The following is a 14,487-nucleotide window of genomic DNA, read 5'->3' as shown; positions in this document are numbered from 1 at the left end:
GTTAGTTTTTTGGATTTTGTAGAAGGTGGTGCAAAATCACTTTTTGTACCATCACTTCAGCTTCTTCATGATCAGCCTCTAAGATCAGCCCATATTGGATCTGTTCTGCTTGGCCTTCAGCTTCCTGTTGGTTTTTCAAAGTGACCAAGGTTTCAATGGTTTCATTTTGTTCATCAAGCCTAACTTGCAGTTTATACTGGCTATCAAGCTCAAAGCCTTCTATCTGCTCACCGACAAAGGCGCCACCCTTTATGGATATATCACGTAGATCGCCTTGAGAAACCACGGCATTGCTTGTTCTACAGATTAAACTTGCTGTTACGTTGATGGGGATTCGAGAATGCTGCCTTAGCGCTACTGTTTGTAAAGCCTTAGGGTAATCAATGATAAGCCAACGGCCAACAACGGTAATGACTTTTTGAATACTACTTCTAAAGGCAAGAATATTAGCATCCTGTTCATCGCTGTTTACTACTCGCATGATCACGCTCTGTCGCTCCCTAATAAATGGAGTGGCAGCAGCCCAAGCTTTATCGTTGCCGTGAGCAAGAATGATAGATCGGCCTGAATCCACACCAATGAGTTTACTGCGTAAGCGAATGGCTTGTGTTGGAGTCAGGATCTGCAGATGCACTTCAGTACTACAGGTTAAATTATCAAGCGCATTAAAATCATTTTCAGTTGGCATAGTCAGGCCGTTGCTTAAGGATCCTTTGATTCAAACTAGCATAAAAGGTTGCTGCTGTTGATATTTATAGAATATTTTTTAGTCGTATTGACAGCTTGATGATTTGAATCTCAGAGTTAGATAAATGGCAGGATGCCCATTTGAATTAACAAAAGTATCAAAGTGTTTACGGAACGTTACAAATAAAAGATAAGCAAATTTGATTTTCAGCACGAATTGCTTTTTTATATCAGCTGAATTAGGTCATTTAGATAATAAAAACTGCTATTTGCAGTGATATTTTTTGTAATGACGACATAAGTGCTCAAACAAGGAGCGAATAATGAAGCGCTATACAAAGGCATTGTTACTGTCAGTGGGCATGCTATTTACAGCATCTGCTGTGCAGGCAACGGAAGCCAAAGATATTCAGAGTTTTACTCTGGATAACGGCATGAAAATAATGGTGTTAGAAGACAGCTCGATCCCTAACGCTAATATGTACCTATTTTGGAAAGTAGGTTCGCGTAATGAGGTGCCAGGCATCACTGGGATATCTCATTTTTTTGAGCATATGATGTTCAATGGTGCTAAGAAATATGGCCCAAAAATGTTTGACCGCACCATGGAAGCGGCTGGTGGTGCAAACAATGCTTACACCACTGAAAATTTAACTGTATATACAGATTGGTTCCCAGCCAATGCGATTGAAACCATTTTTGATTTAGAAGCAGATCGTATCGAAAATCTCGATATTAACCCTGAAATGGTTGAAAGTGAGCGCGGTGTAGTCGCATCAGAGCGTCTGACAGGTCTTGAAAACTCTAACTGGCGCAACCTACAAGAAGAGCTGAAAGGCGCAGCATTTAGAGCGCACCCTTACAGCTGGTCGGTGATTGGTCATGAGTCAGACATTGCAGCATGGACATTGGATGATCTCGTTCAATACCATAAAACCTATTACGCGCCTAACAATGCCGTTGTCGTGATTGCGGGCGATGTAAAACTTGCCGAAGTGAAGCGTTTGGCAAACCAATATTTAGCACCTATTCCAGCGCAAGCTCCTCCAAGAGAAGTGAAAACCGTTGAGCCGTTGCAGAAAGGTGAGCGTAGAGTCTATGTTCAAAAAGCGTCGGTGAGCACACCTAATGTAATGTTGGGCTACCATGTGCCAGCAACTTCAAATGCTGATTACTATGCACTTGATCTATTGTCGTCTATTTTAACCACTGGTAACAGCTCACGAATGTATCAAGGCTTAGTTGATAAGCAGGTGGCAATTGAAGTTGAAACCTACATGCCAATGTCTTTCGACCCGAACCTATTTTATGTGATGGGAGTGGCGAATCCAGGTATAACAGCAGTCGAACTTGAGAAAGGTATGATCGCTGAGATCAACCGTATCGGTCGCGAAGGTGTCACTGAGCAAGAGTTGGAAAAAGTTAAAAACATCAAATTGATGGGCTTCTATCATGCGATGGAAACGATTAATGGTAAGGCCAATACAGTAGGAACCTATGAGCTGTTCTTTGGTAGTTACGATAAGTTGTTTAATGCACCTCAAGAGTACAACAAAGTAACGCCTGCGGATATTCAACGTGTGGCGCAAACTTATCTAAAGCGTTCAAATAGAACTGTTGCTGTACTGGCTGCTACTGAGGAGACTGACGAATGAAAACATTAATCAACGGAGTCACTAGATTGTCAGCTTCTGCGCCTTTGGTCGTGAAAACAAAGCAACTTGCTAGTGCAATGGCGATGGCTAGCTCGATAACACTTACGGGTTGTGCTGCCACAGACATTCAAAGCACTCCCGTAGATACGGGTAGCTTTAGTGTGCCAGCATATCAGCAATTAACACTTGATAACGGCCTGACGATTTATCTGATGCCGCAAACAGAAGTGCCCCTTATTACGGTTAATGCCACGGTCAGAGCTGGAGCCGTAAACGATACAACTTCGGGGGTGGCGCAAGTCACCGCAGCGAGTTTAATGCTGGGAGCAGCAGGTAAAACTAAGCTAGAAATAGAACAAGAAGTAGACTTTCTAGGCGCTAGCCTTTCAAGCGGAGCAGGTAAAGAGGGGAGCTATTTAAGTGCCAACTTTATGGCGAAAGATGCTGATGTCATGTTGCCACTGATCCAGAGTGTGTTGTTATCGCCAGACTTTGATGCTGCAGAGTTCGACAAATTACGTCAACGTGAGATTGCGGGTCTAGGGCAATCGAAAGAGAGTCCAAGAGCAGTGATTAGTCGCTACTATGACAAACTCATTTTTGCTGATCATCCGTATGGTAATGCGACATCGGGTAATAGTAAGTCGTTGGCTGAATTGAACGTGTCGCAGCTGCGAGCTTTTCATAAGAGTTACTACCAGCCATCGAACACGGCTATCAGTGTTGTCGGTGATTTTGATGCTGCTAAGATGAAGGCTAAGTTACAGCAGCTGTTTGCCAGCTGGAAAGGCAGTGAAACCATTTCTCCATTAGATCTTAAACAAGGTTTACCAAAGCTTGATGCTAACAAGGTGTTGTTAGTTGATAAAGGTGATGCTGTTGAAACTACCTTTTTAGTTGGCGGTATGGGGATTAGTCGCGACAACCCTGACTTTGTTGGTTTAACAGTGGTTAACACCATCTTGGGCGGGCGTTTTACTTCATGGCTCAATGATGAGTTAAGGGTTAATGCGGGATTAACTTACGGCGCACGTTCAGGGTTTAGCGCATACTCTGCTGCTGGCACATTTAGAATTAGTACCTTTACTAAGACTGCGACGACTAAAGAGACCATCGACTTAGCACTTAAAACCTATGATCGTCTATGGGAACAAGGTTTAGATCAAAAGACTCTGGATTCAGCAAAAGCTTACGTTAAAGGCCAGTTTCCACCGAAGTATGAAACCAGTGGTCAGCTTGCGGGCTTGATGTCTGATATGTACCTATATGGCTTTGATGATGCGTTTATCAATGAGTTTCAAGCCAAAGTTGATGGCTTAACATTGCAAGAGTCGAAGCGTTTAATCGACACTTATTTTCCGAAAGATAACTTACAGTTTGTGATTATCGGTAACGCCGCCAAAATAGCACCAATTGCTAAGCAGTACGGTAGCGTTAAGCAGGTCGATATTAAAGATGTGGGCTTTGGTGGATAAGTAATACCAATTGCATTAAAAGTTTGACCATTCAGCGGGAATTCAAAACGCTGTAGGCAAGTAGTGGGATTTGAGCTAATAGTTATTCTATATCCAAACCCCATAGCGAAGCATACAGCGTTTTGAAACACGCACTACGTGAGGCTCTCAGTCTTTCCACTTCTGCTTTGCATTGGCTTAAAAGGGAATAACCATTTCTTTACCAATGCGCTTTGAATTGAAAAGACTGAGTGGCTCTGAACTGGCCAAATGCTTAGTGCAATTGGTATAAAAGTAAATGGGTGAGTTTCGCTCGTTCAGATAGCAAAAGCCGCGATAATTCGCGGCTTTTATGTCTGGAACATTTATGCCATAAGCCCATGGATGGCTAGCTTAAGGCTTTATGTCTGGAACATTTATGCCATAAGCCCATGGATGGCTAGCTTAGGGCTTTATCTCTGGAACAATAATCTAATCACATTAAATCGTTGCTAAGATCTTATCGACTATCGCTTTATTGGCTGCTGGAAACTCAAAGTTAACCAAATCTTGTTTAGCGACCCACTTAACTGCCTGCCCCTCTAGCCCCTGAGCTGTACCTGAGAAATCTCTAACCCAGTGAATATCAAGCATCACTTTTTTGTCACCATAATCATGGTGGATCTCCATCATGGGCGTAGTCATTTCAACGTGAAGGTCAACCTCCTCTTTAAGCTCCCTGATTAGCGCTTGCGAGGTTGTTTCTCCGACTTCCACCTTGCCACCTGGAAACTCCCACTTATCGCCTTGGTGCAGGTGTGCATGGCGTTTTGCGAGTAGAATTTGTTGTGTACTGTTTTCAATAACACCTACTGCAACATGGACTTGTTTGTTCACTGCTTTTTATCATCCATAGAGCCGTCATCCATAAAAAAGTCCGCTTCATCATAACCGAGTTGATCTAACATCTCTGGATCGAACTCAGGTTTAACTGGAATGGCATTCTTCTCTGCAGCCCAATCACCAAGATCAATTAACTTGCAGCGGTCACTACAAAAAGGCTTAAATTTAGAGGTTTCATCCCAAGTGACTTCGGTTTGGCAGGTTGGACATTTTACGGTTAGAGGCATAATTGATTTAGCTAGTGCTTGAGTGATAGTGGCACGATATTAGCGTTTTTAAGGGCAGGTTGCCAACTCAAACTGAATCGATTGGTCTGAATGTTTCTGCTTATCGAACTGTACAAAGTGGATAGCGTATCGATTTTTATGGCCGCTAATTGTAGGGTAGCAACCTTGTTCGGCAGCAAGTTTAACTCTGATGAGTGATAACGCTTGTTCACTATCGCCTTGATAGAAACCTGCAGTTGCTTGTAGTTGGTTGTATTCTGTAGTTTGGCGGGTTAAGTCGAGTAGTAAGTTAATTGGCGATAGTAGGCAGGCGAATTGGCTCATCCACTCTTGATACTCTGCTTGGCGAACTTCCCATGATTTAGCTAGCCAAAAATGCAGCTGTGGTAGGTCAAAATTACAACTTGCTCCAGGCATATTAAAGCGCTGCCTAAGGGCTGCAAGAAAGCGGTCCTGTTTTATCTGTTGGCCTGGACGTTCAGATACTTGTAGTACTTCTCTAGCAACACTGAGCTTGGCGATATAAGCTTCAACTTCCTCGCTATTAATTGCGGGGAGAGATTGCCATTTAGACAGTGCAAATAGCTGTCTGTCTAAATCTTTCAACACTTCACCACGATAATCGCAGCGCTCAGTGAGTTCACATAGGGAAAATAATGGGTAAAAACAGCGATGCTGGTGATCGTGATCTAAATTAGCCTGCAATTGCTCAGCCAAATACTCTAGCCTTAAATAGCTACGTATTTTTTCATTGAGCGGTTGTTCATAGATTAAATCAGTCATGGCGTTGCTTAAGTATTACCGCATATCTTCAAATAAAGTGAATTTAGTGCGTCTACCTTGCACTTTAACGCCGATATCTCTCCTTGATTGTCTATGACATCATCAGCTTTTGACAGTTTCTCGGCTCTTGTGGCCTGACTGCCTATTATATTTTGGACTTGCTTGGCGGAGACATCATCTCTTGCCATTGTTCTTTGTTGTTGTAGCTGTGGTGAAATATCCACCAAAAGCGTACGTTGTACTAACCTATCTAACCCATTCTCAAATAGCAAGGGTACAACCATAATTACATAATTTGATTGAGCTTCTTTACATTTCTTCAGCATAGTTTCTCTAATCAATGGGTGCAGTAACCCATTCAACCATAAACGTTCTTCATCGTTGTCAAAGATACGCTCCCTGAGTTTTGAGCGATCTAAATTTCCATCGCTGAGCAGGATGTCTGCGCCGAAATGTTTAACGATAGCCGCTAAGCCTTCTGAACCCGGGCTCACCACTTCGCGGGCGACGATGTCGGCATCGACTAACACTACGCCAAGATCTGCAAAAAGGTTGGCTACGGTGGTTTTTCCGCTGCCGATCCCGCCCGTTAAGCCTACAATAAAGTCAGCCATAGCCCCTCAAAATTAATTAATTCTAAAAGCTTAGAAGATCCTATGTACTAGGACCTTCGCCAGCACCTTCTTTTACAGTAGGTCGGCATTTATGCCGTCGCTGTTCTAGTTTTCAGCGTAAGCGAAGCGTTCCGTAGTGACGAAGTCACCAGTCCTAGGCAGTGCGCTTAAGACTTTACCGTCTTTGATAGTACATAGTACCTCGAATACTCGAGCCTAGCTCCTAAAGTCAAAGCGTTGATATATACCATTGGGTGATCGACTCGCCCCATATCATGGCAATCCAGCCAGCAGCGGCGATATAGGGACCAAAAGGAATAGGGTTACCTTGGTTAAGCTTTTTAAATGCAATTAAGCTAATGCCAACAATTGCGCCGACCAGTGAAGACAGTAGAATCACCAAGGGTAATACTTGCCAGCCAAACCAGGCGCCAAATACAGCTAGCAACTTAAAATCACCATAGCCCATGCCTTCCTTACCGGTTAGCAGCTTAAATGCCCAGAACACGCTCCAAAGGCTTAAGTAACCCGCGGCAGCGCCCACTATCGCGTCTGACATCGACACAAAAGTACCACTTAGGTTTAAGATTAGCCCTAACCATAAAAGTGGCAAAGTAATTTGATCGGGCAATAACATCTCATCGAGATCTATGCCAGTGAGCACCACTAAAGCAAAGGTCAAAATAGTACTGAAGACAAACTCTGCAGTCGGGCCAAAATGCCAAGCAAGAAAAGCCACTAACGCGCCAGTGATAAGCTCTACTATTGGATAGCGCGCCGATATTGGGTTTTTACAAGCGGCGCATTTGCCGCGTAGCATTAGCCAGCCAATAATCGGCAAGTTATGTATCGGTTTGATATTGGTTTTACACTTAGGGCAGGCAGAGCCTGGTACCACTAAGTTATACTTTTCAGGAAACTCATCGATTGGTGCAGTAAGTGCTTTTTCATTTTGCTCAAATACTGGTTTTTTATACTCAGCTAAATAGTGGTTGCACTCTTGCTGCCAGTCTCTTTTCATCATCACCGGTAAGCGGTGCACCACCACATTCAAAAAGCTGCCAATAACTGCAGCAAAAACAAAGCTAAGGGAGACAAAGAGCCAAAGGTTCTGGTTAAAAACGGTAATTAATTCAGTCATTATTTTTCAATCTATTATTTTTTTAAATTCTATTTTATAAAGTCTAAAGGAGTCTAGCCTCCGCCCACTACATTACCTAATTGGAAAATCGGTAAGTACATAGCTACAATAAGGCCACCAACTACAGTGCCAATAACTACCATCATAATAGGTTCAATTAGGCTTGATAAGCCATCTACTGCGTCATCCACCTGCATTTCGTAAATATTGGCCACTTTGTTGAGCATGCTATCCAATGAGCCTGATTCTTCACCAATCATCACCATCTGGATCATCATATCAGGAAACAGTCCTGTGGTGCGCATAGCGACATTCATCTGCATGCCCGACATCACTTCGGTGCGAATATTCAGTACAGCTTTTTTATACACTGCATTACCTGAGGCGCCGGCGGCAGACTCTAAGCCATCAATCAGTGGCACACCCGCGGCAAAGGTGGTTGCTAAGGTGCGGGCAAATTTTGCCATGGCGCCTTTATGTAAAATTTCACCAATTAAAGGGATCTTTAAGATAATTTCATCAATTTTATCGCGAAATAGCTGAGAGTTACGGTGCGCTCGCCTAAAGCCCCAAACAGCAGCAATAATGGCTATAACAAAAATATACCAAGAGGATTGAAGCCAACGAGATAAGTTGACGACAATTTGAGTAAAAGCAGGCAATTCGGCACCAAAGCCCTGAAATATAGTTTCAAACTGCGGTACAACAAAGAGCAGTAATAAGGCAGTTACAATAACAGCAACAATAACTACTGAAGCTGGATAAAACATCGCCTTTTTGATTTTTGATTTAAGCGCTTCTGATTTTTCACGGTAGGTGGCAATACGATCAAATACTGCATCTAGACTGCCGGAGTGCTCACCTGCGGCCACTAAGTCAACATACAGTTCATCAAAGTAGAGTCTGTGGGGACGAAGCGCCTCTGACAATGGAATGCCTGATTGCACATCATTGACGATAGTTGCTAACAACTCGCGCATTTTAGGCTTCTCATGGCCTTTCCCGAGTAACTCAAGAGTAGTTACAATTGGCACGCCAGCAGCCAACATGGTAGCTACCTGGCGGGTAACCATGGCGATATCCATGGGCTTGATTTTTTTCTCAGATTTAAACAGTGGTGCAGACTTTTTGCGAACATTTTTGGGGATGACGCCTTGGGCTTTCAGTTGCGCCCTAATTTCAGCGCTAGACACTCCTCTAAGTTCGCCGGAGGTGCGACGGCCATCGCGGTTAACCCCTTTCCAGGAGTATGTGACAACTTTTGGCTGGCTTTTTTGCGCGCCTCTCTTTTTTGATAATTGACTGCTTGCTGTAGCCATTGGTGCCTTCTATCTTATTGTTTTAGGTCGACAATCATTTTTGATTAAAAGCTGGTAACACGATTAATCTCGGCAATACTAGTTACACCTTGAGTAACCTTTAGCAGACCTGAATCCCTCAGATCTCGCATCCCTTGCGATTTAGCCTGCTTAAGAATTTGCAATGAATTCCCTCCCTCCATAATGGTGCGGGCGATCTCATCTGACATCTTCATCACTTCATAGATGCCGACACGGCCTTTATAACCGGCAGTGCAGTGTTCACAGCCGACTGGTTTATAGGGGGTAATATCTGTATCTATTTGTGTTTGGCTAAAGCCAAGCTTCAGTAGTTCATCCGTTGGGATCTCTTCAGGGGTTTTACAGTGTTGGCATAGGCGCCTTGATAGCCGCTGAGCAATAATTAGGTTAACCGAGCTGGCAATGTTATAGCCTGGAACGCCCATATTGATTAGACGTGTTAAAGTCTCAGCAGCGGAGTTGGTATGCAAGGTCGATAGTACTAAATGACCGGTTTGCGCAGCCTTAATGGCAATCTCAGCGGTTTCTAAGTCTCGAATTTCACCGACCATCACCACATCAGGATCTTGACGCAAGAATGAGCGCAGCGCAGAGGCAAAAGTTAACCCCGCTTTAAGGTTAATATGAACTTGGTTAACGCCTTCAAGGTTGATCTCCACCGGATCTTCGGCGGTAGAGATATTGCGCTCAGCAGTGTTAAGGATATTTAACCCTGTATAGAGAGATACTGTTTTACCAGAACCGGTAGGGCCAGTAACCAATATCATCCCTTGGGGTTTGGCCAGCATCTCCTCGTACATCAGCCTTTGGTCATCTTCATAACCCAGCTTTTCGATACCTAACTGCGCCGAAGAGGAGTCCAGAATACGCATCACTATTTTTTCACCCCAAATAGTGGGCAGAGTGCTGACACGAAAATCGATAGATTTAGTGCGCGACATCTTCATCTTGATGCGACCATCTTGCGGCACTCGGCGCTCAGCTATATCAAGTTTGGACATTACCTTTAAGCGGGCTGAAATACGGCCAGAAAGGTTGACTGGTGGCTCTGAAACCTCTTGCAAGATACCGTCGATACGAAAACGAATGCGGTAGCGTTTCTCATAAGGCTCAAAGTGCAGATCTGATGCACCCTTGCGAATGGCATCAGTAAGAATTTTATTGATGTAAATGACGATAGGCGCGTCATCTTTTCCATCACCTTGTTCTTCATCGCGTTTATCGGTATCGGTAACTTCGATGCCTGCAAGGGCTTCTTCATCAATAGCGCTTAAGTCAAGTGATGTAATATCCTCTTCAAGTACACTCTCTAGTGCTTTGCTGAGCTTATCATCTTCAACTAGAATAGCTTCGGCGTGCAAACCCGCGCTGAATTGAAAATCCTCTAAAGCGGCGATATTAGTGGGATCAGAGGTGGCGATATAGAGGCGGTTACCACGCTTAAATAACGGTAAACATTTGTGCTTCTCAATCAGTTTTCTATTGAGAAATTCATCGGGAATGGCTGCAACATCAAACTCATTAAGATCGAGTAGAGGAGTACCATATTCTTCATAGCAGAGTTCGGCAATGGTTCGAGCTGATATCAACTGCTGCTGGATAATGGTGCTGACTAGCGAGGTATGCTTTTTACGAGAAATAGATATAGCTGATGATATTTGCTCTTCGCTAAGTAGGTTTTTGCGAATAAAAAGAGTAGATAAGCCAAGATGAAGACCTGTGGTAGGCATTAGTATTCCTTACTTCAGCTATTATATATTTGCCTTCTAATAATAGATAATAACAATAATTAGTTCGGGAATCCTACGGAAAAACGCAAGATTTCATCTTGATAACTTTACTTCTAGATAACCAACTTCGAATGTTATTCGTAATTGGTTATCTTATATCATAAGAAAACTGCCACTGAGTCTACAACTCAGTGGCGGCCTGAATTATGTCAAGTTGCAAGACGCTGTTGAGGCTACGCAAGTAATTGTCTGCGTTACACCAGTAACAGAGAAAACGTTTGAACTCTCGCCACCAGTACAAGCTGCCTTCGCATAGGTCGGCGGAGTGAGTCCCGCAATCGTTGAAGCTGCAACCGCTTTAGTATGCGCACTAGCTTCCGCTAGACAAGAGTTGACTTTACCTTTTTCAACATAGTCATTATACGCAGGCAATGCAATCGCTGCCAAAATACCGATAATCGCAACTACGATCATTAATTCGATTAGGGTGAAGCCCTTAGCTTTGCTCATTTGTGATTTGTTCATCATGTTTTTCATGTCTATCTCCATTAGAAAGCTTCAAGTGAGTGCTATGCGCCTATATCTATTGAGGTCACATATTAACGCACATACCACTACTTAGTTTAATAGTGCTTCAACCTTGCTTGATGCTCCTGCGCTAGCATGTCGCCAAATCCAAAGCTAATTGTCAGCGGGGAAGCATTAAAGTGGCTGCTTATACCCGGTAAGACGCTTAGCGCGACCTAAGGTGTCAGTGTCTATCTTAATTTTTAATTGGTTGTTACTTTTTATATATCAAGGTCTAGCATTTACGTCACTACAGCTATTTTAACCGCTAGTTCAACAGCCACTTCAACAGTTAGCTTGGCCGTTAGCTTAACCCTTAGCTCAGCCGTTAGCTGAATATTCCACCTCTTCAAGAAGTTTGAAAAGTTAGTCCCAACGTATCGATAGATATTTTGGGGCTCTCTTTTGTAAAAGCTGAAGAGATAGCTAAACCTTTTTTAGCTCATATTATATGTTAAATATCTACTAGCTATTTAGCATACATATTTACTTAGCAGTTATTCCCATTTTAGATATAGCCTTGAATAAATTTAACGCTATAACTCAAATTGAAATCGACTTAGCTTTGCACAATTAATAACTCAAGTTAATAACCATAAAGCACGAGTCTATCTAGTCATTGCCTCGTCTAAAGGCAAAGTTAGTACAAAGTTAAATAAATTGGAATAGCTAATGAGCACAAAGTTGCAATCTAATGGCTAATTCATCTAAAAGTCGTGTTTGTAGTGTCAAAAAGTTCTAGCAATATATTGTCACCACGGGCGATATTGACGATTAATGCTGTAGTGTCATTTTTAAGGCGCTTAAAGATGAATAAATGGTTTAGCGCTGTCTAAAGCTACATAATGGAACATTTTGCATGTTGTGCTCGCTTTTTACGGTTTTTGTTAACTTGAGCACAGTTTTGCTAAGTACCGCCGTTGGTTGTTTTTTATGCGTTTCGACGCAGGGTTTTGATAGTTTACCAACTTGGTTTCGCGCAAGCTAAATCGTGGTGATTTTGCTTGCTGTTGCGATCTATTTGTTTACATTCAAGTAACTTTCTTGAGAGAGCAAAGCCTGTGCCAAGGCAAACTACATATTGGTACTCAGTATGGCTATTTGGCTTTTGGTCTTTCTAATCATTGTCTGTTAGCTGACTTTCATGCTGGCTTGAGAGCTTATTAAATACGGTGATAATTTGTAAATGCAGATAATTATTCTAAATTAGTTGTTATTCCAGCGGTATCTATTTGCTATTGCTGCTGGTTAATGGGCAATAGCATAAATGTTTAACTGGCAGAGGGAAATTAATTGAGCTATCAGCTTTATTTACGATGAGAAAATACTTGCTGGTTGAATTATAAACAGTGATAGAAAGTCTTTATTGAGAGCTAAGTTAAACTTGTTAGAAGAGTTAGCAAAAGCTTTAAATGAGTAATAAAGCCTTTGCTAAAATAGTGCTATTCAATACGGCTATTTAAGTCTTAAAGATAGATCTAGTGCTCGCACGTGCTTAGTCAACGCACCAACTGAAATATAATCGACGCCTGTTTTTGCAAACTCTGCAATCGTTTCAAGGGTGACGTCACCGGAAACTTCAAGCTTTACGCCCATACCTTTGGCTTTATACTGTTTATTGAGCCCTACTGCGTCCAGCATCATGGTGACATCAAAGTTATCTAGCATCACAATGTCTGACTGCGCATCAAGTGCTTGGGTCAGCTCTGCGATACTTTCTACCTCTACCTCAACTGGCTTGTCTGCGTGTAGCGCTCGAGCGGCTGCAATCGCCAAGGCGATGCTGCCACAAGCCATGATGTGATTCTCTTTTATCAAGAATGCATCAAATAATCCGATGCGATGGTTTTTGCCACCACCACAAGTTACCGCATATTTTTGTGCGGTTCTCAGCCCTGGAATCGTTTTGCGAGTATCTAACAGTTGGGTATGAGTCCCTGATAAGCGGTCAACGTAATGTTTGGTTAGCGTGGCAACGCCGGAAAGCGTTTGGATGAAGTTCATTGCAGTGCGCTCGCCGGTAAGAATTGCGCGTGCAGGACCTTCTAATTCACACAGCAGCTGATTCGGCACCACTAAGTCACCATCATCTACATGCCAATGCAGCGCGACTTCACCACCGAGTTGATTAAACACTTGTTCGGCCCATGCCTTGCCACAAAAAACGCCCTCTTCGCGGGTGATTAATGTTGCTTGTGCGATTCTATCAGCTGGAATTAGCTGGGCGGTGATATCCGCGTCGCAGCGCTGTGACAGTGAAACCGAAGAGTAAGTATCTTGATGACCTAAATCTTCGTCAAGTGCGGCTTTGACTGAGAGTCGAATGTCATTTTCAAGCATGATGGGCTGTCCTTACTGACTTTAAGTCGTAATAGTTTACGGGTAATTTTATATGGAGTTTATCTTAACATAAAGGCTAGTATTATCGGTTTTAATGTTTCAAACCTATCGGCTTGTTTACGATCCAAATAGGTTATCCCCGTTCTATTTGAAGGTGCTCGTTTCAGAGGCATTGTGCCAATTCAATTCTAGGCGCATTGACGTAGAAATGGTTATTCCCTTTTAAGTTAGTGCAACGACGAAGTGGGCTGACACAAAGCCTTCATTGATGGGCGTTTCTTATTATAAATAGCATGGACGTTATTCAGTGTTATTGATTTTACCAAGGGAATGACCATTAGTCGCAATCAATGCCGTGATTAAAGTCCATTAAACTGCCACTGAATCCTGCATCTTCAGCTAGAGTGGGTATAAACATCGGCTATATTCATAGGGTTAAACCTGATAAAGTGGAAGTACTATCTATATAGATTAATAGGCTTAAATTGTCGTTTACTGTGATTGATGGTTGGTTCACTCAAGCGCGCTTTTGTTTATCGCCCCATTTTAATTTGCGGCCGTTAAATGAAGTTAGTTTGTTAGTTGTGCATAACATCAGTTTGCCGGCGGGTCGCTTTGGCCTACCTTATATTGATCAGCTGTTCCAAGGTTGTTTAGATATAACTGCAGACCCAAGCTTTAAAGACTTGGATGGCTTAGAAGTTTCGGCGCATTTTCTTATTCGACGAGATGGCGAGCTGGTGCAGTATGTGTCGTGTGATGATAGAGCTTGGCATGCTGGTGTGTCTGTCTTTGATGGTAGAACGGGTTGTAATGATTTTGCCTTGGGTGTTGAGCTTGAAGGCACTGATGATATTAACTACACCGATGAGCAATATGCCCGCTTAGCTGAATTGACCAGCACTTTGATTGCTCATTACCCGGCATTAACGCCCGACAGAATTGTGGGTCATTGTGATATAGCACCGGGACGAAAAACCGATCCTGGTAATAGTTTTGATTGGCAGCGCTTTAAAGGATTGCTTTAACACTGCTGAACTTGTTTTGTGTTAGAAGATAGGGGATGG

The 14,487-nt window shown here is 42.8% G+C and carries 12 protein-coding genes and 1 pseudogene; 3 read left to right on the top strand and 10 right to left on the bottom strand.

Translation table 11 applies throughout. From position 1 onward, the window contains the following. Position 1: 1 nt before the first annotated feature. Complete coding sequence (locus tag SWP_RS21185) at positions 2-688, bottom strand: PilZ domain-containing protein (protein WP_020914732.1); 687 nt, start codon at positions 686-688, stop codon at positions 2-4. Between the two features lie 322 nt (positions 689-1,010). Here SWP_RS21185 and SWP_RS21180 point away from each other — a divergent pair, with 322 nt between their 5' ends. Further along, positions 1,011-2,342 carry a M16 family metallopeptidase gene (locus SWP_RS21180; protein ID WP_020914731.1) on the top strand — a complete coding sequence of 444 codons (1,332 nt, stop codon included), beginning with the start codon at positions 1,011-1,013 and terminating at the stop codon, positions 2,340-2,342. 77 nt (positions 2,343-2,419) lie between these two features. Then, positions 2,420-3,817 carry a M16 family metallopeptidase gene (locus SWP_RS21175; RefSeq protein ID WP_228371173.1) on the top strand — a complete coding sequence of 466 codons (1,398 nt, stop codon included), beginning with the start codon at positions 2,420-2,422 and terminating at the stop codon, positions 3,815-3,817. A gap of 459 nt (positions 3,818-4,276) precedes the next feature. On the opposite strand, the gene mutT is transcribed toward SWP_RS21175, so the two are convergent. From mutT to nadC, 9 genes and pseudogenes are all read right to left on the bottom strand, one after another. Next, a complete protein-coding gene (gene mutT, locus SWP_RS21170) occupies positions 4,277-4,672 on the bottom strand; it encodes an 8-oxo-dGTP diphosphatase MutT (RefSeq protein ID WP_020914728.1) in 396 nt (131 codons plus the stop codon). After that, positions 4,669-4,905: a DNA gyrase inhibitor YacG gene (gene yacG / locus SWP_RS21165; RefSeq protein WP_020914727.1), complete on the bottom strand. Its 237-nt coding sequence runs from the start codon at positions 4,903-4,905 to the stop codon at positions 4,669-4,671. The genes mutT and yacG overlap by 4 nt, the downstream gene beginning before the upstream one ends. Before the next feature lie 48 nt (positions 4,906-4,953). Further along, entirely contained in the window at positions 4,954-5,688 is a 735-nt protein-coding gene (zapD, locus tag SWP_RS21160) for a cell division protein ZapD (protein ID WP_020914726.1), read from the bottom strand. 8 nt (positions 5,689-5,696) lie between these two features. Next, positions 5,697-6,302: a dephospho-CoA kinase gene (gene coaE, locus SWP_RS21155; RefSeq protein ID WP_020914725.1), complete on the bottom strand. Its 606-nt coding sequence runs from the start codon at positions 6,300-6,302 to the stop codon at positions 5,697-5,699. 229 nt (positions 6,303-6,531) lie between these two features. Beyond that, entirely contained in the window at positions 6,532-7,443 is a 912-nt protein-coding gene (locus SWP_RS21150; protein ID WP_020914724.1) for a prepilin peptidase, read from the bottom strand. Between the two features lie 53 nt (positions 7,444-7,496). Next, positions 7,497-8,762 carry a type II secretion system F family protein gene (locus tag SWP_RS21145; protein WP_020914723.1) on the bottom strand — a complete coding sequence of 422 codons (1,266 nt, stop codon included), beginning with the start codon at positions 8,760-8,762 and terminating at the stop codon, positions 7,497-7,499. 44 nt (positions 8,763-8,806) lie between these two features. Continuing rightward, positions 8,807-10,513, bottom strand: coding sequence for a type IV-A pilus assembly ATPase PilB (pilB, locus tag SWP_RS21140; RefSeq protein WP_020914722.1), 1,707 nt, complete (start codon positions 10,511-10,513; stop codon positions 8,807-8,809). A gap of 410 nt (positions 10,514-10,923) precedes the next feature. Beyond that, positions 10,924-11,023, bottom strand: a pseudogene (gene pilA5, locus SWP_RS24855) (type IV narrow pilus major component PilA5); the annotation flags it as partial. A gap of 1,512 nt (positions 11,024-12,535) precedes the next feature. Then, positions 12,536-13,420 carry a carboxylating nicotinate-nucleotide diphosphorylase gene (gene nadC / locus SWP_RS21130; RefSeq protein WP_020914717.1) on the bottom strand — a complete coding sequence of 295 codons (885 nt, stop codon included), beginning with the start codon at positions 13,418-13,420 and terminating at the stop codon, positions 12,536-12,538. Positions 13,421-13,905: 485 nt separating this feature from the next. On the opposite strand from nadC, the gene ampD reads away from it, so the two are divergent. Then, positions 13,906-14,448 carry a 1,6-anhydro-N-acetylmuramyl-L-alanine amidase AmpD gene (ampD, locus tag SWP_RS21125; protein WP_020914716.1) on the top strand — a complete coding sequence of 181 codons (543 nt, stop codon included), beginning with the start codon at positions 13,906-13,908 and terminating at the stop codon, positions 14,446-14,448. Positions 14,449-14,487 lie beyond the last annotated feature (39 nt).

The sequence above is a fragment of the Shewanella piezotolerans WP3 genome (assembly GCF_000014885.1).
In the GTDB taxonomy this organism is placed as follows: domain Bacteria; phylum Pseudomonadota; class Gammaproteobacteria; order Enterobacterales; family Shewanellaceae; genus Shewanella; species Shewanella piezotolerans.
Note: the sequence above shows the minus strand (reverse complement) of the source record. Positions and strands in the feature narration are given on the sequence as shown.

What these genes read in the sequence shown, in the direction of transcription:
- SWP_RS21185 (WP_020914732.1), bottom strand. Translation starts at nt 688, where the DNA reads ATGCCAACTGAAAATGATTTTAATGCGCTTGATAATTTAACCTGTAGT.
- SWP_RS21180 (WP_020914731.1), top strand. Translation starts at nt 1,011, where the DNA reads ATGAAGCGCTATACAAAGGCATTGTTACTGTCAGTGGGCATGCTATTT.
- SWP_RS21175 (WP_228371173.1), top strand. Translation starts at nt 2,420, where the DNA reads ATGGCGATGGCTAGCTCGATAACACTTACGGGTTGTGCTGCCACAGAC.
- yacG (WP_020914727.1), bottom strand. Translation starts at nt 4,905, where the DNA reads ATGCCTCTAACCGTAAAATGTCCAACCTGCCAAACCGAAGTCACTTGG.
- zapD (WP_020914726.1), bottom strand. Translation starts at nt 5,688, where the DNA reads ATGACTGATTTAATCTATGAACAACCGCTCAATGAAAAAATACGTAGC.
- coaE (WP_020914725.1), bottom strand. Translation starts at nt 6,302, where the DNA reads ATGGCTGACTTTATTGTAGGCTTAACGGGCGGGATCGGCAGCGGAAAA.
- SWP_RS21150 (WP_020914724.1), bottom strand. Translation starts at nt 7,443, where the DNA reads ATGACTGAATTAATTACCGTTTTTAACCAGAACCTTTGGCTCTTTGTC.
- SWP_RS21145 (WP_020914723.1), bottom strand. Translation starts at nt 8,762, where the DNA reads ATGGCTACAGCAAGCAGTCAATTATCAAAAAAGAGAGGCGCGCAAAAA.
- pilB (WP_020914722.1), bottom strand. Translation starts at nt 10,513, where the DNA reads ATGCCTACCACAGGTCTTCATCTTGGCTTATCTACTCTTTTTATTCGC.
- nadC (WP_020914717.1), bottom strand. Translation starts at nt 13,420, where the DNA reads ATGCTTGAAAATGACATTCGACTCTCAGTCAAAGCCGCACTTGACGAA.